This is a genomic window from Kitasatospora sp. NPDC059803, from assembly GCF_042732255.1.
Taxonomy (GTDB): Bacteria; Actinomycetota; Actinomycetes; order Streptomycetales; family Streptomycetaceae; genus Kitasatospora.
Genome location: NZ_JBHWIJ010000102.1, coordinates 1 through 21,036, shown reverse-complemented (window position 1 = coordinate 21,036; position 21,036 = coordinate 1). Strand labels below are relative to the sequence as shown.

The 21,036-nt window shown below is 71.8% G+C and carries 5 protein-coding genes; 1 reads left to right on the top strand and 4 read right to left on the bottom strand.

Annotated features, from left to right (window positions below; all coding sequences use genetic code 11):
* Positions 1-115: 115 nt before the first annotated feature.
* From ACFV6I_RS18295 to ACFV6I_RS18280, 4 genes are all read right to left on the bottom strand, one after another.
* Positions 116-400: a hypothetical protein gene (locus tag ACFV6I_RS18295; protein WP_063353044.1), complete on the bottom strand. Its 285-nt coding sequence runs from the start codon at positions 398-400 to the stop codon at positions 116-118.
* Positions 401-582: 182 nt separating this feature from the next.
* Positions 583-873, bottom strand: a complete 291-nt coding sequence (locus tag ACFV6I_RS18290; protein ID WP_380426328.1) for a hypothetical protein — start codon at positions 871-873, stop codon at positions 583-585.
* Positions 874-893: 20 nt separating this feature from the next.
* The gene (locus ACFV6I_RS18285; protein ID WP_380426326.1) at positions 894-18,851 is read right to left on the bottom strand and encodes a UvrD-helicase domain-containing protein; all 17,958 of its coding nucleotides are present in this window, start codon (positions 18,849-18,851) and stop codon (positions 894-896) included.
* A gap of 74 nt (positions 18,852-18,925) precedes the next feature.
* Entirely contained in the window at positions 18,926-19,270 is a 345-nt protein-coding gene (locus ACFV6I_RS18280; protein WP_380426324.1) for a hypothetical protein, read from the bottom strand.
* Between the two features lie 1,318 nt (positions 19,271-20,588).
* On the opposite strand from ACFV6I_RS18280, the gene ACFV6I_RS18275 reads away from it, so the two are divergent.
* On the top strand, positions 20,589-21,036 hold a 448-nt coding region (locus ACFV6I_RS18275), incomplete at its 3' end, for a hypothetical protein (RefSeq protein WP_380426322.1).

The window sequence follows — 21,036 nt, the reverse complement described above, 5'->3', positions numbered from 1 at the left end:
GCGCCGCCCCGCGGCCGGGCGCGCAGTGTGGGCGGAGAATTCCTGTGGTTTGACGCGCGCCCGCGCGCCGGGGCGGGGCGGCGGGCCGGGGGGTGTCGCCCCCCCCCCCCCACCCTCAGCTCGCCGGTCGGGGAAGGGCTACCTTCGGGCTGACCTCGTAGCCCTGAGCTGTCTTGAGGATCAGATCGTGCTCCTGCAGCTTGGCCAGGTCACGTTGCGCCCGGGGGCTCAGTGGGCCTTGGGTCAGGTCAACCGCACCGGCGAGAACGCCCATGAAGAGTTCGAGTTGGCTTGCAGACAAGTGCGCTGCCATCGTGTTCGCGAGCACGTCGCGGTTCACGATGAAGTGCCCGTTGTATCCATGGCGTTGGGTCGCGGCGTCGTCATCGTTACTGGTCAACAGGTCCTCCTATGGTCCTGTAGGGACCATAGCGTTGATGCCTTCTCCGGCCCAAGGAACAAGCCGCGGCGAGCGCCGTGTCGGTTGCGCTCCGACTGGCCTCGGAACCACGGTCCCTGGCCGGGCGAGCGGCGCCTCGCCAGCGACTCGCGGGGCTTTACCGCGGTAAAGCTTTTCGCCGGTCAGTACACCGTTCCGGCGACGTGCACCTCCTCCGGCCCCGGCACGGCCCCGTGGACACCGAGGATCCGGCTACTGCGCTCCTCCAGCAGCGCCAGCACCGACCTCGGGTCCGCGCCGTCCACCACGAGCGGGGCCTCGGTCGGCGACGGTCGAACCAGCACCCCGCCGTGCTGCGCCGCCTTCAGCATCGCGGCCACCAGCCGGGAGCCGATCACCGGCCGGTCGGCCTGGCCGGTGATCTCCACCTCGTACACCTGCCCGCCGGGCAGCGCGCCCGTCACCCGCAACATCGCCTTCTCCTCCGATCCGATCACGCCCGCCGTCCCAGCGTGCTCATCACGCCGAGCAGCCACTGACGTAGGTCGTCGTCCAGGTACCACGTCGAGCCGCTGAACATCGCCTCCAGCGCGGTGGGCAGTACCTCCCAGGAACGGCCGTCCGCCGGCTCCGAGCCGGTGAACAGGTCTGCCCAGCCGCCCTGCCGGGCGGTTGCCCGCGGGTGGTGGCCGTGGCCGGGGAACCACTGGGCCAGCCTGACCTGCGGAGCCCGCTGCCGTGCCCCGACCTCGCCCCGGGAGGTGCGCACCCAGTGGTACGCCTCCTCGGCGGCGGCCAGCTCCGGGATCGAGTGCTGCAGGTGATGCGCCAGGGCGTGCAGGGCGGTCGCGTCGCTCTCACCCACGGTCAGGTGCCGGCTCTGCGGGTGGTAGGAGCCGCGGTGCGCGCCCGCGCTGACGGTGAGCGGGCCGGCCGCAGCCAGCCAGTCGGCGGGCAGGAGCGCTTCCAGGCCGCGCAGCCGCTCCGCACCCTCACCGCTCGCCCGCAGCCCACCGCCGTTGCCGAGCTGCCGAACCCGGCTGAGTGCGTGCCGGGCGGCGTCGCGAAGCGCGGCCGCGTACGCCGTCTGGGCGCGCCGCTCGTCTGCCACGGCCTGCCGGGCCTCCGCCCGGGCGCTGTCCAGCTCCAGCTCGGCGTCTCGGCTGCCGGCCGCCGCCTCGGCGGCGATCCGGTCAGCGCGCTGGATCGCGGTCTGCGCGTACAACTGCACCGATCGGAGCCGCTCGTGCGGATCGTTCCCCAACTCCGGTGCCATCTGTCGCATTTGGTCGGTGACCGCCGAGTCCAGGGCCTCGCCAGCGCCGAGAACAGCGGCCAGATGCCGCAGCGCCTCCGGGCCCGGTCCGCCGTCCACCGCCCGGTCCGCCGTCCACCGCCGCTCTTCGACAGCTTCGGGCAGCCGCCCGGCCTCAAGGTCGGCGGTGCTCGCCGGCTCCCAGCGGCTGACCGTCCGCTCAACCTGGCCGAACCGCCCGGCTGGCAGCATGGCCAGCCACGGCGTCAGATCCGCGCCGGCCTCCGCGCTCCCGGCAGTCTCGCCAGCGGCAGCCGCGATGTCCGCCTCGATCTCCCGCGTCTCTGGCCACCACCGCAGCCGCCGCGCCAGCCGCTCCCGCACCCGCTGGAGACGCTCCCCGTCCTCGCCCCGCCACACCGCGGCGACCTTGCGCAGCAGTTCCCGCAGCCAGGCCGCGACCCGACGGGCCAGGCGCACCAGCGCGGCCGTCACCCGGGAGAACAGCCCGGGCCGGGCCTCGGGCGGCACGCCGTCGACGATCTCCCGCGCCGCTTGCTCCTGGCCCTCGGCCATCGCCTGGACCGTGCGCTGCACGATCTGCTCGACCTGCTGCTGGTCCAGGCGCCGGCGACGTAGCACGGACAATGCCGCCCCCAGCGCGGAGCCGACCGCCCGCCCGGCGAACGACGCCGCCGCGTGGCCGGCGCGCTGCCCGGCGGCAGCCGCCGCATCACCCCGGTCGGCGGCCGGAGCCCCAGCCGCAGAACCGGCGTTGCCGCCTGCGGACCGGTACGAGCGAGCCATGGCCACCAGCGCGAACGTGGTCGGGTCGATCCCCTCCGGGATGCGGCGCAGCAGCCGCACCGCGCGCTGCGCGGTCTCCTCCTCGCTCTCCCCGTCCAGCGGCTCCAGGTCGTTGAGGGTGCGCAGCACCGCCTTCACCGCGGCCTCCCGCGCCTTCTGCGCGGCGTGCCGAACGGCCTGGTCGGCGTGGGCGTGCGCCGACTTCTCCAGCCCGAGACGGCGCAGGGCCTCGGCGGCATCGGCGGCCGCGCGCCGCTCACCGCTCCGGGCAGCGCCGGGTGCCAGCCGCTCGGCGACGGACTGCCGCAGTGCGTGGATGGTGCCCGGCACCACGCCGTCCACCGCGGCCTCCACGACTGCGTCGACTGCGTCCCGCGCGCGGGCGGCCACGACGTCGCTGGTCCTCGGCCGCGCCGTAGACGCACCCGAGGGAGCTGGCGGCGCAGTCTCGGCGGGCTTCGCCGCGGGCGCGGGCGCGGTCGCCTGCGGCGTCGGCAGGTGGTGGACCGGAGCCGCGGCGGGCAGCACTTCCTCCTCCGCGAGACCGTAGGCGTCCTCGACCGTCAACGCCTGGGTGCCGCCCGGGCCCGGCCGGGAATCGGTCACCACCACCGGCTTCGACGTGCCGTTGCCCTGCGGCACCGCGACCACGTCACCGGGCACCAGGTCCCCGGCCGCCCCCTGCACTGGAGCGCGGTCCTGCTCCTGCGGCCGCCCGCCGGCGGCCTGCGCGAGCCGGTCCGCAGCACGCCGGGCCGTGCGGCCCTCCCCGGCGCGCGGATCGGCATGCTGACGCAGTGCCTCCTCCAGGGCCCGGGCCTGCCCCACGGTCACCGGCTGCCCGGCCTCGATCCGCTCGGCGGCCTCCCGCGCCTCGGGATCGTCCGCCTCACCGAGCCCGAGGGCGTGAATCCGAGCCCGCTCAGCAGGCGTCAACTGCGGGACGATCCCGGCGTCGGCCTGCGGAGCCGTACCAGCGGGGGTGGCCCGCCGGGTGTCGTCGATCCCGGTGACGGCCTCCTGCGGCGACAGGTCGGCCGGCTGCCCAGAGGCGCCGGAGGCACGCGGCAGCAGCAGCGCCCGGTCGGCCCGCAGCTGCCCGCGCGTTCCGGTCTCGACCTCCTCGTAGTCCACGACGACGTGCTCCCCATCGCGAACCGGCGGGCCGATCACCCGCACCGGCGTCTTGCGGCCGGCGTCGTCCACCAGCACAACGTCCCCCTGGGCCAGCTCCCCGGCCGGCACCGGCCGCAGCGCCACGATCGCGGGCCCGGCCTCGTCCGGCTGCGCGCTGCGCGCCACGGTCAACGACCCGCCATCGGCGAGTTCGATGCCCTGCGGTGTCGCGACCTCGACGGCGTCGCCGTCCACGGCCTGCACCACACCGACCGGCTGACGGGTGTCCGGGTCGACAGCGACCTGACCCGGCTTGATGTGCTGCCCGTCCGGCGTCCAGCCGGCCGGGCGGGCGGCACCGCCGTCGACGACCTCCAGGTCCCCCGGGGCGGCGTCCTGGTCGTGGCGCCGTCCTTCGTAGCGCACCGACACCGCCGAGGCGGTGACCCCGGTGACCATGCCCTCCCTGTCGCCGGGGCCGCGTACCAGCGAGCCGGGGAACAGCCCCACGCCGGTGCGGTCGGTGGGGTGGTCGCCATCCAGCCGGCTGGTCATTGCCTCCAGCTGCGCGCCAGTCAGCATGGAACCCTGCTCGGACGGCGCGTCAGCCCGGGCGGCCTGCTCACCGGCGGCGACGAACACCATCCCGCGCCGGCCCGACGTGCCTTCCGCGTCGTCTCCCATGGTGACCTCGTGGCCGCGAACCGTTCTGCCACCGCGGGTGATCACCGCCTCGCGCCGGCTCAGCACCCACCCGGAGCGACCGACCGGGTTGCCGTTCTCGTCGCTGCCCTCGACCCGAGCAACATCACCCGTACGCAGCTGCTCGACGGCTACCCACTGCGCGGACCGGCCACCGATCGGCTCGGGCAGGCCCTGCTCCTTCACCCGCTTCTGGCGGTCAACACCGTCCTGTTGCTCGGCCTCAGGCCGCTGCCCCGCCGCCGGACCGGCCGCAGACGGCCGATGCTCCGGCTCCGCCGGCACCGGCGTGGCGCCCGCGGCCGCGGGCTCGCCCGTACTGCGAGGCCGCTGAGCCTGCCCATCACCCGGAGCATCCACGACCGGCGGCGAGGCCGGCTGGTCCGGGCCGGCGGCCGCTCGCACGGCATCCTGCTCGTCCTCCCACTGAGCCCTGGCCTGCCGCTCACCGGCCAGGTGCTGCTGGTAGTACCGGGAGAACGACATCGGCCGCTCGCCGTCGTTGTGGTACTCGATCCACTCGCGCAGCTCGTCCGAGGCGTGCTTGTCGAAGACGGACTGCGGGGCCTCGAACAGCATGTAGTCCGGGTCGTCGATCCGCAGACCGTTCGCGACACGCCGTGCTGGCCGTCCCTCAGCGGCTGCCCGAGCCTCCTCGGCCTCCTGCTTGACCCGCGCTGCCCGCGCCTTCTGCGCGGACTCCCGGCGCACCAGGTAGCCCTTGGTGTAGTCCTCGACCGCCGACCTGATCGTCGGCCGGTACTCGTTGTCGTACTGGTGACGAAGCCGCTGACGCTCCGCCTCCACCCGCTCCAGGTACTCCCGGCGGGTCTCCTTCGTCGGGTACAGGCCGGCCAGCTGATCCATCAGCTGCTCCTCGGCCGCCCGCGCGACGTCGTCCGCCGGGGGAGCATCGGATGCCTGCGCAGCCAGCGGGGCGAGCGCCCGCCAGTAGTCCCCACGCTCGGCGGCGCGCCGGTCCAACTCGTCGGCGATCCGGTGAAGCTCCGGGTTGTCCCAGTCGCCGGTCGCCGCGACCTGGTCGCTTACCACGGCCAGGTGTGCCTCCAGAACACCTTCATCGACGCCCGTCAGATCGTCCGGCAGCTTCTGGCCGCTGCCGTCCATCGTCGGCAGGTCAGGATCGGTCTGCCCGGTCAAGTCCTGGGCGGCGTCACGTACTTCCTCGTGCTCCTGGGGAGCGACGTGTTCATCGCGCACCGACCGCATCGCCTCACCGATCCGCCGGCCCTCGGCGTCCCGCCAGCCCCGCCCGGCCGCCTGCGCATCCGGCGCGTCCCACGGGAACGGCCGACCCTCGGCGTCGACCAGCCCCTCGTAGCGGGCCGCCATCGCCGCCGCATCCTCCCGGCTGCCCTCCACAGAGCTGCCGTCACGCGAACCGATCGTGGCGCCCGTACGGGCATGGCCGAACTCCCAGGTCCGCCCGCCGTCCTTCGACCAGTACGCCACCCCACCACCGGGGGAGACTCCCAGCGTCGGGTTCGCGCCGAGCCGCGCCACGTACGCCCGGTTCCTCGCACTGCCAGGGATGCCCTCGCCGCCGGCGAACCGCTCACGCACCCGCGCGAGCCGCTCCTCACCCGCGCCCGCGCCCCCGGCCGCCGTCGATCCGCTGGCCGGCTCTGCCGGGAGCGCACCGGCGCCGTCCGGCCGCCCGACCGAGCCCCGCTCCTGCAACGCGGCCTTGACCAGGGCGCTGCGCCGCTCGTACTCCTCCAGCGTGCCGGGGAACCGTTCGAGCCGGACCGCCTCCGGCAGGTTGGCCACCATCGCGTAGAACGCGTCGTGCCGGGCGACTTTCAGCGGCTCCTCGACGCTGTGCGCGCTGATCGCCGCGGGCCGGTCCGGATCGGCGCCGTCCGCGTGCAGCAGGAACCGCTCCACCACATCCGCGTCGAGGCCCCGCCGTTCAGCCTCCGCCCGGGCCTGCGCGCGCTGGCGGGCGAACGCCTCCCGCAGCTCCTCGTAGTACCGGCCTTCACCGATGATGCCCGGACCGCCCCGGCGCCCGTCACCGCGGTAAGAGCCAAAGTAGACGGCCTCCCCAGCCGCAGGGCTGTCGGCGGCACGAAGCCGCTCCAGGTAGTCCGCCGTCGCGCGCTGGCCGGTCGCCTCGGCTTCGGCCCGCAGCAGGCGGGCCCGCTCGGCGAGGAACTCCCGCATCGGGCCGTCGTGTCCGGGGAGGAAGTGCTCGACGTTCGCGTCGAATTGGGCGAGCGGCGCCGCCGCACTGGCCTCACCCAGCAGCGCATTCCACTCCTTGGCGTCGTCCGGGTGCCCGCCGGCCGCCGCAGCCAGGCTCCCGACGACGTTGGGCACCTGTCCGCCCTCCTCCGGGTTCCAGCGGCTCGCCACGACACCGGTCGGCGGCTGCACCCTGCCCGAGCGCCGAACCGGCGTGTCCGCCGAACGACCGGAACCACCCGGGTGACTGCCCAGCCCGGCCCGACCACCTTCACCCGCGGCGTCGTGCCCGCCAGGCGCAGGGGAACCCTTCGGCAGGGGCACGCCGATCAGCGGGACGTCCGGCGCCCCCAGCCCGTCGAGGTCGGGCCCGCCGCCGTTCGTCCCGTCAGGACGGCCACGCCGACCCCGCCGGCGACGGCGAGAACGCCCCCTGTCGCTGCTCTCGTCCTCCTTGCCGCTGCCGTGCTCGGAGTCGTGCTCACCGTCTCGGTGCTCGGCGGCCGTGCTGTCGTCGAGCGCACGGCGATTCGCCTCACGATCGCGGTGCTCACCCGACCTCGGTCGGTCCGCGTCGACACCCTGATCCTGGCGGTCCTCCTGGTCCCCCCGCCGGCGGCGAGCCGCCTCCTCAGCATCACCCTCGTTCTCGCCGCCCAGCTGCTCCTCGGCGTTGTGATCCCGCTCGGCACCCTCCTCATGGCGAGCCTCGCCCTGGTCTTCGTGCCGACCGCTGCCTGCGTCGTGCCCGGCAGCCGTGCGCGGCACCTCGTGCAGCACCGCCTGCTCCGCGTCGGCCGCAGTGCGCTCGCCGTCCTCCCCCCGGCCGGCGTCCGCCGAATCGGTACCTGCTCCGCCGGACGCGGTAGATCGCGCATCGACGTCATCGCCGGCAAGGGCCGCCGGGCCGGAGCGGTCCTCCGCGGTGCTGCCCGAGCCCCGGTCGTGCTGCCCCACCACGGCCGAACTGCTTCCCGGCGCCATGTAGCGGCCGGAGTCGATCGCCGCCTGGAGCTCATCGTCTGAGGCGACTTCGGCACGTGGCTGCGGGTCGCCGTTGCGCCTGCGCACCTGCTGCAGGGAGATCGTGGAGGTGCGGCCCGTCTGCGGGTCGCGGACTGTCAGCGTGGTGTCGGCGTTGACGACGTCGCCGGTGAGCAGCTGCTCGCCGTCTTCCGAGACGTACAGCACGGTGTCGCCGGGGGTGAAGTCCTCGCGCGTCCAGTCCCGCGGGTAGTCGGTGTCCGGCGCCTCCATCGGGTCCTCGGATCGGGTCACCTCCCACACCCAGCCCAGGCCCCCGGCGTCGAGAGTCTCGGTGGCGCGGGTGACCGCCACGTACGACAGCCGCAGGTCCTCGTCGCTGGGCATCGTCGTCAGGTCGTACTCGCCGCTCTCGGTGAGCTCCGGGCCGCGGAAGTCGTCGGCGATCCTGACCCGGCGCCACTCCAGGCCCTTCGACTTGTGCGCGGTGGAGATCACCACGTCCGGGTCCTGGTGCTCGCCGACGATGCCGCCCTCGCCGTCCTCGGGGGCGTGGCTGTGCTGGTCGATGTACGTCTTCACGGCGGCGAGCGCGGCGTCGCGGTTGCCGGCCGGGTTCTTCACCGTCCAGCTCCGGCCGGACCGCCGGTTAGTCACCGTGTGGGTACCGGGCTGGTAGTACCAGCGCTTCGACTGGTCGTCCCAGGCGAGCTTGCCGAAGCCATTCGACTTCGAGTCCTTCAACCAGCGCGTGAACGCCTCGTGGTCCGGGTCACCGAACCTGGTGCCGGAGATCCATAGCCGCTCGCCGTCGTCACTGACGCGGATGTCGGAGGCCAGACCGCCCGACTCCAGAAGCCGGTCGAGCTTGCCGTCCGTGTCGTTCTCGATCAGCTGGACCAGGGTGCGCATCGACCCGGCCGCCTCGGACTCCTGCTCGACGTACTCGACCACGTCGTCCCAGGCAGCGAAGTCAGCGAGATCCTTGTGGTTCGTCTTCTCGCCGGCCTGGAGCTGCCGGGCCGCCTCGACGAACTTGCGAATCTCGTCCAGGCCACCCGCGACGGCGACCCGCTTGCCGCGGTCCAGGGCGTCGATCGCCTCAATCACCGCGGTGGCGTTGGTGCGGCACAGCACCGCGTCCGCGTCGTCCGGACCCAGCTCGGTGATCCAAGACTGCTTGCCGGCCAGGCCCTTGAGGCGCATCTCGGTGCCGGACAACCGAAGAAACCGGTTGCCAGCCTCCGCGATCTCGGGGCCGAACCGGAAGGACTGCGTGAGGGTGAGCCTGGCGTCGACAGGGAAACGGGCGAGCGCATCGGTGGCGCCCCGGAACCCGTAGATGGACTGGTTGGAGTCGCCGACCGCGACAACCTGCACGCCCTGACCCATCGCGGCGCGCACGACCCCATCGAGCACAGGATTAACATCCTGCGCCTCGTCGAAGAAGATCACGTCCGAGTCGACCTTGAACCCGGACAGCGCCCACTGCTTGACGATGTAGTCCTGGTCGTACGTCAGCTTGCCGTGCGGGTCGAGGACATCCGCCCACATTCGGTCGGCGATCGGCTTGAGCGCCTCGAACAGCGCGTCCCGGTGCTCCTCCTCGATCCACGGCGGCAGATTCAGGTGCTGCGGGCCCATCTCCTCATCAGCGGACTGGCACCAGCGCGCGACCAGGTCGCGGGCCTGGTAGGCGGCCGACGACGGCTTCAGCGACTTCCCGGGCGCGTACTCCACCCAGTCGTAGACCCGCATCAGGTCGGCCACCGTCTGCGCGGTCTGCCTCTTCGCGCCGCCATCGCCGTCCTGCGGAAGCCGCTGCCCGAGGTCCCGGCCCGCGTCCTGATAGCGCTTGTTGACCGCCCTGAACGCCATGCCGTTCGCGGTCTGCGGGGTGACGTTGTCCGCGTACTCGCCCTTGGCCTTAGCCTGCTTCGCCTCCTCCGCGACCGAACGGTTGAACGCCAGGTAGTCGATCTTCTTGCCGGGCATGCGCCGCGACAACTGCTTCAACGTGGAGGACTTGCCGGTGCCGGCGAGCGCCATCACCGCCGCGTTCAGCCCACGGCGGGCCACCGCCTCATGGATCAGCGACTGCTCGACGGTCGGCGGGTACTCCTCCAGGCCTGCGGCCGCGGCGTCGATCTGCTCCCACTCGGCGTCGGACGGCGCCCCGGGCTTCGCTGGCGGCATGTCCTCGATCCGCTCGACATTGCGGCCCTCGCCCTCGTCCGCGCGCAGCCCGTAGCCGTCCAGCCGGTTCTGAATCTCCTCACTGCGATCCGCCGGCTTCGTGACCTCCGTCTTGCGGTTGTACTCCTTGAGCGCTTCCCACTGGCGCAGCTCCGCCCGGCGCCGCCACGCAAGATCCAGCGGGTCGGTGGAGTTCTTGACCTGATCCAGCGCGTCATCGAGACCCGACAGCTCGTCATCAAGCTCCTGGCGGCTCATCTCGGCCACCGGCCGCTCGCCGATCACGTTCCGCGCAGCACCTTGAGGCGCCGAACCTGTCCCCGGGGACACATTCCCGGCCCCGGAACCCGCTGGCGCTTCGTGGGACACCCCGGACGGTGGCGAGCTGCCCGCTGCCCCGGTGGTCGGGGTTGAAGGCTCACCGGGCCGGATCGAGTCCAGCTCCGCCTTCACCCGGCCGGGGTCGAGCGACACACCCTCCCTGCCGTCACCCTCACGCTTCCGGCTGTCTTCCCCGGCTGGTACATCCTGGCCGCGCTCATGCCGACCACGGTCCTGCGTCTCTTCGCCGTCCCCTCCATCTGGCGTGAGGGAACGCAGGTCGGCATCAACCTCATTCGGTGGCAACGTGACGTGCTCGATGTTCTGAGACTCGTCGAGGTCCGACGCAGTCGGTGCTTCACGGTGCTGAGCGCCTGCCCGGTCGGCATCGAACCGTGCGCGGGCCTGGCGCATCCGTTGCGCGTACGACACCCCGTTGACGTCCCGCACTTCGTCGGCGCGGCGAGAAATATCCCACGGGAGCCCAAGCGTCGTGCCCTCGCCGTCATTGATCGACTCGAAGGCGAGAGCGAGTCGGTGGGCGTCTTCCTCGGTGCCAGCCACCTTGCTCAGCTCGGGGTCACCGACGTACTCACCGAGGGTGCGGGTGGTGATCGACCAAGTCTTCCCGCCGTCCTCGGTCCAGACCCAGTAGTGCCCCATCGGGCTGAACTTCATCGTCGGGTTCTTGGACTGGCGAAGTGCGAACGACGGATCGGAAGACTCGGGCGCGCTCGTCGCCAGGCTTCGCTTCGCATACCGGACCGACTCCGCGTTCGGCTCCGGCTTCTTGCTCCAATTCTTCTCCCACGACTGCTGAGCATCCGCCCAGTCGGCATCCGCCAACCGCTCCGCCGCCTCCGGCAGCGTGGTGTCGGGCACGGTTGAGCGCGACGGCTGGCCCGGTGTCTGTTCGTCGTGCTCGGCGACCGGCCCCGGCAATGTCGGGCCTGTCCCCGGGGACACATTCGTCTCGTCGCCGGGACCCGCCGGCGCTTCGTGGGACGTCCCGGACGGCGGCGAGCTGCGAGCCGTCTCGGCCTTGGGGTTCGGGTCCTGCCGGGCCCGGTCCTTCACGGCGTCGCCGCCGCGCACAGGCCGCACGTCCTTGCCGTGTGGCGCAATCTGATCAGCGTCTACCGGGAACGTGGCCGTACTGCTGGGCTTCTCCACCCGGATCTGCCCGTCCGGGTCGACACCGAGAACCCGGGCGTTCCACTGGCGGCCAGAGGGGTGGAACCGAACCAGCACCTCGTCGCCGCGCCGGAACGGCGTCGTGTCGTCACCCGGGTTCAGCCCGGTCTCCGGCCGTTCCTCCCAGTAACGATCCCGGTCCTCCCAGCCCCGGTTGACGTCCAGCTCCTCCTGCCGCGCGCTGACCTCGTTGAGAATCTGCTGGCGGGCGACGGCACCCGGGCCCGTGCGGGGCCCCATCCACGGTTCGGCGATCGCCTGAAGCCGGTTGAACTCGGCTTCGCGCTCCGTCTCGCTCAACGTCTCGGGGTCCGGGTGCTCACCCATCGCGGTGAAGGCCTCCGCGACAGACACTGGGCCTTCGTCGCTGGTCGGCTCGGCAGCTCGGTACAGGTTGTTGTAGGCGGTGACGGTTTCGGGCTTGCCCTTGGGCTTCCCGGCCTGGTCGTACCACTGGATCTGGTAGTACACGTTGTCCAGGTCCGGCTTGCCCTTCTCCGCCCAGGCATCCGTGACCTTGCCATACGCGTGATCCACACCGAACACCGCGCCGCTGTGACGCACGGCGTCGTCTACGGCGATCGGCCCGCCCGATCGAATCCGGCGGCTCCGAGGGCCCCGCCCCGGCACCGACTCGCCACTCAGCACGATGCGAGAACTCTTCGGCCGATTGCCTCCGAACGCACCGGTGAGCTGCTCCAACTCCGGCTTCGGTTGGGCCCAGTGCGGCAACGCCCGGTCACCGGCGGCCGGGGTCGACGACTCACTGGGCCGAAGCGAGTCCAGCTCCGCCTGCACCTGCCCGCGGTCGAGCGACACACCCTCCCCGCCGTCACCCGAGGCCGCGACCTCGGGCCTGGCGGTAGCCTCCGGCATCGCATCGGCGGGCGGGGCATACGGATCGGCGAACGGGTCGGACTCGCCCGGCTTCGGCAGGGTCGCCTGCGTGCGGTCAGTCTCGTACGCCTCGCGGTCCAGCTTCTCCGCTGCGTTGAGCAATACCTTCTGCCGGCGCCGGCCAGCGGCGGTCCCGGTGTCCGCCTGGTCGGCGGCCGCCTTCGCGGCGTCGCGCAAGGTCCGCATATGGTCCGAACGCATCTGGTAGCGCCGGAAGACGCCCGGCCTCCACCCGATCGGTTCCTCGGGGTCAGGCTGCGCGAGCTGGGAAAGCTCACGCACCTGGGCCTCGGTGAACGTCACCTCCTGCCGGGCACTACCCGGCCGTGAAGGCCCGGTCTTCTCGCCGCGGTGCCCCAGATCAATGCCCTGCGCGACGTGGGTCGCCACGCGGATCGGCGGGATGCCAGCCTTCGCCGGCATCTTGTCGTGCCAGGTCATGCCTTCCGGAGCGCCGCCGCGGCCGTCCTGGCCCCACCAGGCCGTGCGGCCCTTCTGGTCCGGCCGGGAGCGCACCCAGCCGATGGTGTTCCCGTCCTTGTCGGCGATCCAGCCGTGTCCGGCCTCTTCGTCGAGGCTGTGCAGGCGGGCGCCGTAGTCCAGGGTGATGCCCTCGGGGGTGGCGGCCCGCTCCAGCTTCGCTCGACGCGCTTCGTCCGCAGCCGCCGTCTGGTCGGGTACTTCGGCAGGGGGGTGTTCGCCCGGGCGGTGAACGGCGTGGTCGGGGAACGCGGCGTAGCGGCCCTCGACGTTGACGAAGTGCTGGCCGTCCGGGTGCGCGCCGACATACCAGCCGGGACCGTCCGGGGTGACGATCTGCTCGCCGGTGTCGTAGTGGCGTAGCGTCGCGTCCCCACCAGACACTGCAGAGGGCTGGTTGTCCCCAGCCGTCACCGTCGGCGCGTCACTCTTCGAGGCACTCGCCTCGGGCGTGGACGGCTCCGCGACCTCCGGCTCGGGCGTCCTGCTGCCGTGAGCCTCCTCGACCGCGGCGGCCGGCTGCTGCCCGGATGGGGTGGTGTCGTCGGCCCGACGGAAGACGTGGTCGGACCGGTGCATCAGGGTCCGGCCGTCAGTGGTGCGCACCCGCACCCCGCCCTTGCCGCCCTTGCCGAGCTGCTCGGGCTGGTCGGCGACCTCGGCCACCGTGCCGTCGTCCGCGATGTACCGGTCCCCGCGATGTAGGCGCGAGGCCTTGAGGCGGTCGGTCACGCCTTCGGCGTCGGCGAACATGTCCGGCGTGCCGTACTCGTCGGCGGTCTGCTGGGTGGGCTGCGCGGCGTGCACGTCGGCGGCGCCGAACAACCCGGCGTCCTGGCCGTCCGCCTGTTCGGCCTGCATCTCCTGCCAACTGCCGCCTGGGCCCTTGGCCGTGTCGTCCTCGGCCTTCTCGGTGCGACGGGCTTGCTCATTGGTCAGTACGGCGTGCCGGGCGACGTCCTGAGAACCGACCTCGCCGTCCCCCAGCAGGTCCGGCTCCAGTGAAGCCATCTCGTGGGCGATCTGTTCGTCCGTCAGCGTCGACGGGTGCGCACGCTCGCCCGTGGAGGACTGTGGAGCGGCGGACACCGCGTCCTCCCCCCGAGCCTGCGAAGCCGCCGGCCGCTCGCCGTACCCACGCCGTTGCTCCGGTATCGAGTTGCTGCTGTCGCGCCGCATCCCCGGCACGTCGACCTTCACCTTGCCGTCGGGGCCGGTAGAGATCACGGGCGTCGGGTCCGGGCTGTCCAGCCGAATGTCAGGGTCCGGATCGACTGCCATCTCGATCAGGTCCTGGGGCGGCCGCTCGGCGTCGAGACGCGACTCCAGGTCCTCAACGCGCTTGGTCGCCTTGACGAGTTCCTTGTCGTCGCGGCCGCGGCCGCGTAGTTCCTTCTTCTTCTGCTCGGCCGTGATCAGCTGCGCCAGGAGCGCAACACGCCGCTCGGACGCCTTCAGCGCCTCCCCATACGGCGGCTGTCCACCCAGCCCACGCCGGGCCTTCTCCAACTCGTTCTCGGACTCGACCAGCTGCTGCCCGCCGTCCTTGACCAGATCGTCGAGACCATCCAGCCGGTTCTCCAGCGACGCGATCATGCCCGCGCCGGCACCGTCCCCCAGCTCGTCGCGGCCATAGGTTCCGGACGTGCCCGATATTCGACGGCTGTGCAGTAGCGGCCAGTCGAACCCGACCCGCGCGATCCGGTTGCCGCCGATGTCGTAGCCGATGGTGGCATGCGCGGTGTGCCCACCGAGCCGGCCGAGCTTCACCCGGTCCCCGGACGTCAACGACTTGTCGCCAAGCGCCGCGCGTACGGTGGCCAGCACCTCGGCGCCGGCCTCCTTGCGCTTGGCGGACTCCTGCCCGCCAGGCAGGGTCATGGTGAAGGCGTCGCCGCGGGTCTCCGTGCGCTGCGCCCGGGCGGCGTGCCAGGTGTCCAGGGCGCCGTCCAGCCACGAGATGTGCTGGGTCAGGACATCGGTCGCACGGCGCTTCTCGTCCTGCTGCCGGTGCCACCGCACGTCTGCACGTTGGAGATCGACCCGCTCCTTCACCGCCTTGGCGTGGTCGAGGACCGTGGTGTTGCCGGTCGCCAGGGCCTTCATCACCGCGAAGGACACCGCGGTGTCGCCGATGTCCTCCATCTCGCGCAGGTCGAAGTTCCGGCGGTTCATCTGCGCGATGAACTTGGCCTTGCGCTCCAGCGTGCCGGCGTTGAATGCGTCGAACGTCTCCTCGGTGATCCAGGAGATGATCCGGACGTCCTTGTCCATCAGGTAGTGCAGGTTGCCCTGTCGCTCGATCCTGCCCTCCCGCTGCGCCATGTCGGCCGGCCGCCACGGGTAGTCCATGTGGTGCAGGGCAACGGCACGATCCTGAATGTTCGTGCCCGTACCCATCTTGGTGGTGGATCCGATGAGCACGGCGATCTTGCCGTTGCGGGCGTCCTCGAACAGCTTGGCCTTCGCCTTGTCGCTGCCGGCCTCGTGGATGAATCGGATCTGCTCACGGGGAACGCCGGACTCGACCAGACGCTCGCGCATGTACTCGTAGGCGTTCCACGCCGGCTGCTCGTTGCCGTACTCGTCCAGGCCGCCCTTGGCCTTCGACCCGGGCACGCCCTGATCCATGAAGACCAGCTGCAGCGCGCCCTTCAGCGGCTGCGGCGTCGGGTCATCCTTGGACGTCGGGAACTCGACGTCCTTGTTCTCCCGGTAGATGGAGGCGATCTCCCGGGCGGCATGGTCGATCTTGCCGCCCTCTTCGCCCGAGCCGCCAACCAGCCGCGGGTCGATCGCGGCCCGCTTCCCCAGGCCGATGATCTTGAGGATGCCGCCCGGCTCCTTGGCGTCCGGGTGGTTGGGCAGACCCTCGATGTACCGCTTCTGTTCGGCGCTGATCGGCACGACCCGCAGCTCGCCGCGCTTGCCCTCCTCGTTGCGGCGCACCCGCGGCGTCGGCAGGTTCAGATCCGCGGCGGTCTGAACGTCCGCCGCCACCCGGTACATGCGCAACAGCTCGGGGACGTTGCGGAACTGCGCGAAGCGGGCCTTCTCCTGGAACCCGGAGCCGTCCGGCTTGACCTCCACGTCGGTCACGACGTCGCCGAACGTCGCCGCCCAGGCGTCGAAGTCGTTGATGCCGGCGGCGTCCAGCAGGTCCGGCCGCAGGTACCGCTTCATCGTGTACGCCTCGGTCACCGAGTTGGCGATCGGCGTACCGGTGGCGAATGTGAGGACCCGCCCGGACTCGCTCTTGCCGCGCAGGTACTCGACCTTCATGTGCAGGTCGGAGGCCTTCGCCGAGCCCGTCACCGCAGCGCCCGGGATGCTGCTGACGGTGCGCAGGTTCTTGAACTCGTGCGCCTCGTCGATCATCAGGTAGTCGACGCCGGTCTGCTCCCAGTAGACCGCCCCGGTGTCCTTGGACTCCTGCTCCAGGCGCTTCTCCATCGCCTCCTCGGCGTTGGTGAGCGCGTTCTCCAGCTGCTTGAGCGTCAGGGATTGGCCGTCTCGGGCCTTCGCGTCCGCGATCTGCTGGCGCAGCCGCGCCAGCTCCTCCTCCATGTAGGCGCGGCGGTTGGCCGGCGTCATCGGGATCTTCCCGAACGCGGAGTGCGTCAGGATCACCGCGTCCCAGTCGCCGGTCGCGGCCCGGGCGATGAACTTGCGGCGCTTCTTGCCGGTCAGGTCCGCAGAGGACGCAGCCAGCACCTTGGCGTTCGGGTACAGCTCCAGGTACTCGCGGCGAAACTGCGCGAGCATGTGGTTGGGCACGACGATGGCCGGCTTCTTCGCCAGGCCGGTACGCCGCAGCTCCTGCGTCGCGGCGACCATGGTCGCGGTCTTGCCAGCGCCGACCTCGTGCGCGAGCAACGCCGACGGCTCGTTGAGGATCCGGGCGATGGCCGCGTTCTGGTGCGGACGCATCCTCCAGCCCGCAGTGATCCCCGGCAGCGTCAGCTGGACATCGCTGTAGTCGCGCAGCGCGATGCCGTTGAACCGGTCGTTGTAGATCTTGGCCAGCCGCGCGGCGCGGGCCTCGTCCTCCCACACCCAGGCGGCGAACCGGGCGGCCATCGCGGTGGCCTTGTCGCGCGCATCCGCGGTCGCCTCGTCGTCGACGACGGAGCCGCCGTCGGGCCGCTTGCGGGTGACGGTGATCTGCTTCTGCTGAAGGACCGCCTCGGCGATCTCTGCCGCAGACCGGGACTTGGTACCCCAGGTGACCCGGGAGGCGATGCCCTGTGACGGGCCCTTGACGACCCACATCGAGCCGCCGCCGTACTCGGCGCGCACGTGGGGCGTCTCAAGGATTTCGCGCAGGAACGCGGTGACGTCGGCCTCGCCGATCCACGGCGCGCCCATCTTGGCGCTGATCTCCCCGGGGACGAGGTCGCGGGGGACCACGGCCTCCAGCGCTGCGACGTGGCTCGCCATGTCGTCGCGGCCGGCCGCGAGGTGGCGGCGGGCGACAGCGAGCTTCTTGCGGACGTCGCCGGACAGGTAGTCGGCGGCCGGCAGCAGGTGGCCGCTGCGCGGGTCGCGGAACACCCGAGTGCCGAGCTGCTCCAGGGCGTCGCTCTCGCTGGTACCCATGAGCCGCGCGAGAGTCGACAGACGCAGTTCGCCGTCGTGCTCCATCGCGAGCGAGACCGCCTGGTCGGGGCTGTCCGCGCGCTCCGCGATCTTGCGCGGCGCCACCACCCGCTGGTGAAGGATCTCGGCCTTCGCCGCGGTCTTGGTGCTGTCGTTCCACCGGTCGAGCCCGTAGGCGAACGCCGACGCGAAGTCGTCGTCGAACAGGGCGAGGGCGGTCGGTGCCTTCCACTCATCCGGGACCTTCTCCAGACCGCCGTCCTTCGCCCGGACCCGGGCCTCGTCCGGGGTGAAGACACGGTTTTGGCCCGGCTTGTCGAGCGGCGCGTACGCGGCCGTGTAGGCGGCGTAGGCGCGGTTCAGCTCGGCGCGCAGCGTCGCCATGTGTTCGGTCTCGCCGTCGCCGTCGTGCGACGACTCCTCATCCAGCAGCGCGGTCGTCAGGTTCCGTAGTTCCAGCAGGTCCCGCAGCTGCGACACCTGCGAATGGTGGACGTCGAGCTTGCGGACCTGCCCGTCCACGACCTGGGTGAACGTGCCGTCCGGGCGCGCGTTGATCGCGCCCTCGTGCTTGCGGTCGGCGGCGGCCTGCAGCACGATCCGCTCACGCGGCCCGGCCTCGTGCGGGGCGAAGCCACGCCCCTCGGCCTTGGCCTGCGCGGTGATCCGGGCCAGGGCCTCGCGCAGCGCCGGTGCGGCGTCCTTGTCACCGCGCACGGTCAGGTCGTGGTCGGTGAACTGGCCGCGGCCGGTGGTCAGCTCGCCGAGGACGTTGTCGGGGTGCTGCTGGAAGTACCGGTTGATCTCGATCTGGTGGCCGTTCACGTCGACCGGCGTCGACTCCACCCACGACTGGTCGCCGGGGGCCTCGCCCTCGGCCCGGCGGCGGAACACCAGCACGTCGGTGACCACGTGCGTGCCGGCCGCCTTCTCGTGCGCGCCCTCGGGCAGGCGTATCGCGCCGACCAGGTCGCCCAGCTTCGCCATCTCGCGGCGGGCGTGCGGGTCCTTGGAGTCCATCGTGTAGCGGGAGGACACCACCGCGACCAGGCCGCCCGGACGGGTCAGCTCCAAGCTCTTCTTGATGAAATGGTCGTGGATGGAGAGCTTGCGGCCCTTGTTGTGGACCGGGTCGGTGAGCTTGATATCGCCGAACGGCACGTTGCCCACCACGCCGTCGAACCCACCGTGCGGTGCCCGCGTCTTCGCGAACGACTCGGTGAGGATCTGCGCGTCGGGGTAGAGCGCCCGGGAGATCGCCGCGGTGGTCGGGTCCAGCTCCACGCCGGTCATGTGCGTGCCGGCCGGCGCCGCCCCGATGAAGTTGCCGGAGCCGGAACCCGGCTCCAGGACGTTCCCGCCGTCGAAGCCGAGCGCCCCCATGGCCTGCCACACCGCGTCGACCAGCGACTGGTCGGTGTAGTGGGCGTTCAGCGTGTTCTTCTGCGCGGCCGCCCACTCGCTGTCGTCCAGCAAGGCGCGGAGCTCGGCACGCTCGCCGGCGAACGCCTTCCACCGCTCGACGGCCCGCTGAAAGGCTTCGTCGCTCTTGTGGTTGCCGCGCCGGGGCTCGTCCGCCAGCACGGTGGGTAGCGAGCCCCAGCCCGACCAGCGGGCCAGGACCCTCTTCTCCCCCTCCGTCGCAGGCCGGTCGTCAACCTGGATCCGGCGCAGCGTGCGCAGCGCCTCCACGTTGGCGCGCAGCCTCGCCCGTTCGCCCGCCGGGGCGAGATCGTCCTGCGAGCGGGCCCGGAACCGCCCGGCCGCTACTCCGCGTCGAGCGGAAGGTCCAGATCCTCCGTCCCCGGCTCCTTCGGCAGGAACACCTCGTCGGCCAGCACGATCTCCCGCGCCTGCGACGCCGCCACGTTCCTCGCCTGCACCTGCTCCAGGTATCCGCTCGGCTCCGGCTGCATCGCGAGTAGCTCGCTCGTCAGCGTCGCGATCCGATCGGTCACCCGCAGGCCCACCCTCGTGAAGTGCGTCTGCTGCTCCGCCTCGCCGCCCAGCGACGCCGTCGCTGTCGGCCGGTACGTCTTCGCGTACGCCCAGGCCTGCTGCCCGTACTGATTCACCGTGCTCCCCTCCTCGGCCGTTCGCGGCCTGATCATGGCCATCGTCATTGTGTCCCGAACGGGCGTCGTTGATCGCACGGTCGAAGGCCTCACCGAACTCCGGATCGTCCAGCCGGTCCCGCAGGTGAGGCCCGTCCCAGTTGAACAGCTCACCCCGGTCGTTGCGGACCTGCTCCGCCGCGTTCGCGACGAGCAGCGCCTCCCGCTTCCTCACGAACAACTTGCCGGACTTGCCGACGTTGGCATGGCGGTCCGAGAGCAGAATGCCGGTGCCGGCGTGGTGCACCACGTACTTGCCCCGCGGCGTGCGCGCAACGATGAACCGGCCGCCAGCCGACAACTGCTCATTGCTGGTCAGCTGAACGACCTTGAAAGCGCTCTGGCGGTCCTTGTTCGCCTGAGCTTTGTTGGTGGTCGTCGGGTCGGCGCCGTCGTCCCAGTGGTACCGCACCTCGGTGACGGTGCGGAACCGGCGCGGGGCGCTCTCGCCCGGCGACAGCCAGCTTCCCCCGCGGTGCTCGCCACCGCCATCGGCCTTGTCCCCGGCGCCACCGCCATCGCGGCCGGCCGGGCGGCCCGTACGCTCCCCGGCCTGGCCGGCCTCCGGGACACCAGCGTGCCTCTCCGGATGCCCGGCGGGCTTGGCCGCTCGCTCGGCGGCCTTCGCCCGAGCCTCCTCCTCCATCCGCGCCGACGGCACGCTACTGCCGTGATCCCGCTCCCACCGCTCATGCGAGTACGGGTGCCCGACCACCTCGAAGCCATCGGCGGCGCCGTCATTGACGACGGTCAGCGTCTCCTTCCGGCCGCCGTGCCCCTCCCACGTGAGCGTCGTCTTCTCACCGTGCTGCTGCCGGTCCAGAACCCGGCGCGTGTACCAGCCACCATCGGCCCGCGGGTTGCCGGCCACCACAAAGTCGCCCGGCTCGATCTCCCGCGCCGCAGCACGCCGGTGCCCCGGCTGCTCGGACGCCGGCCCCTTGGGCGGGCCAACCTTCTCCGCCGCCCGGCCCAGCTCCTCCGGCGTGTAGGACCGCCACCCCTCCTGCTTGTGGATCGGACCGGACTCGAGATCTTCCGCCGCTCGCAGCGCATCCCGCTTACTGGCGTGCTCCCGCTCCTGAACACGGCCGGTCGCGGCCTCATAGACCCGCCACCGATCGCCCTCCTGACCCACCATGTGCCGACCCGACGTAGTCAGCTGCGCCGAGGAGACCATGTCCGCGCGCTCGCGGGCGGCCTCCGCGCGCACCCGGGCGTCCTGGGGCCGCTCCGTGTCCGCGGCTAGCGGCCGGACCTCCCCACGCCGCCACGACTCCAAGGTGCTCGCGACGGTCGGCTTCTCGTCCGGGATGTGCTGGTCGTCGTCGCCCTTGGCGTGCGGTTTCACCGGCACCCGCGGGTCACCGACATCCGGCTTGGTGATGCCGTCGCCGCGACCGCCGGCCGCGGCCTGCACCTCGCGCTTGGCGTCCTCCGCCAGGACCTTGTCCTCGCTGGCGGTCGGCGCGCTACCGTCCGGCCGGGACACCATCGTCAGCCGGTTCGCATACAGCTTCTCCCGCGACCCGTTGTCGAGACGCTCGACGAGTACCTTGTCACCGGCCAGCGCACGCAGAACCCGGGCCAGGCCGCCACCCCACAGACGGGCGATCCCGCCCGTCTCCACGAAACGGCCCTTGCTGTCACGCGGATGCAGAGCAGGATTCCAGGGCCGGCGGGTGACCTTGACCTCAAGGCGGGCGGCAGTGCGGTTCTCGTGGGGCATGCCGCGGACCATGCACATCCGCAACCGCTACCGT

Excerpts from the sequence above, each read along its gene's own strand:
- ACFV6I_RS18290 (WP_380426328.1), bottom strand. The coding sequence starts at position 873 with ATGTTGCGGGTGACGGGCGCGCTGCCCGGCGGGCAGGTGTACGAGGTG.
- ACFV6I_RS18280 (WP_380426324.1), bottom strand. The coding sequence starts at position 19,270 with ATGATCAGGCCGCGAACGGCCGAGGAGGGGAGCACGGTGAATCAGTAC.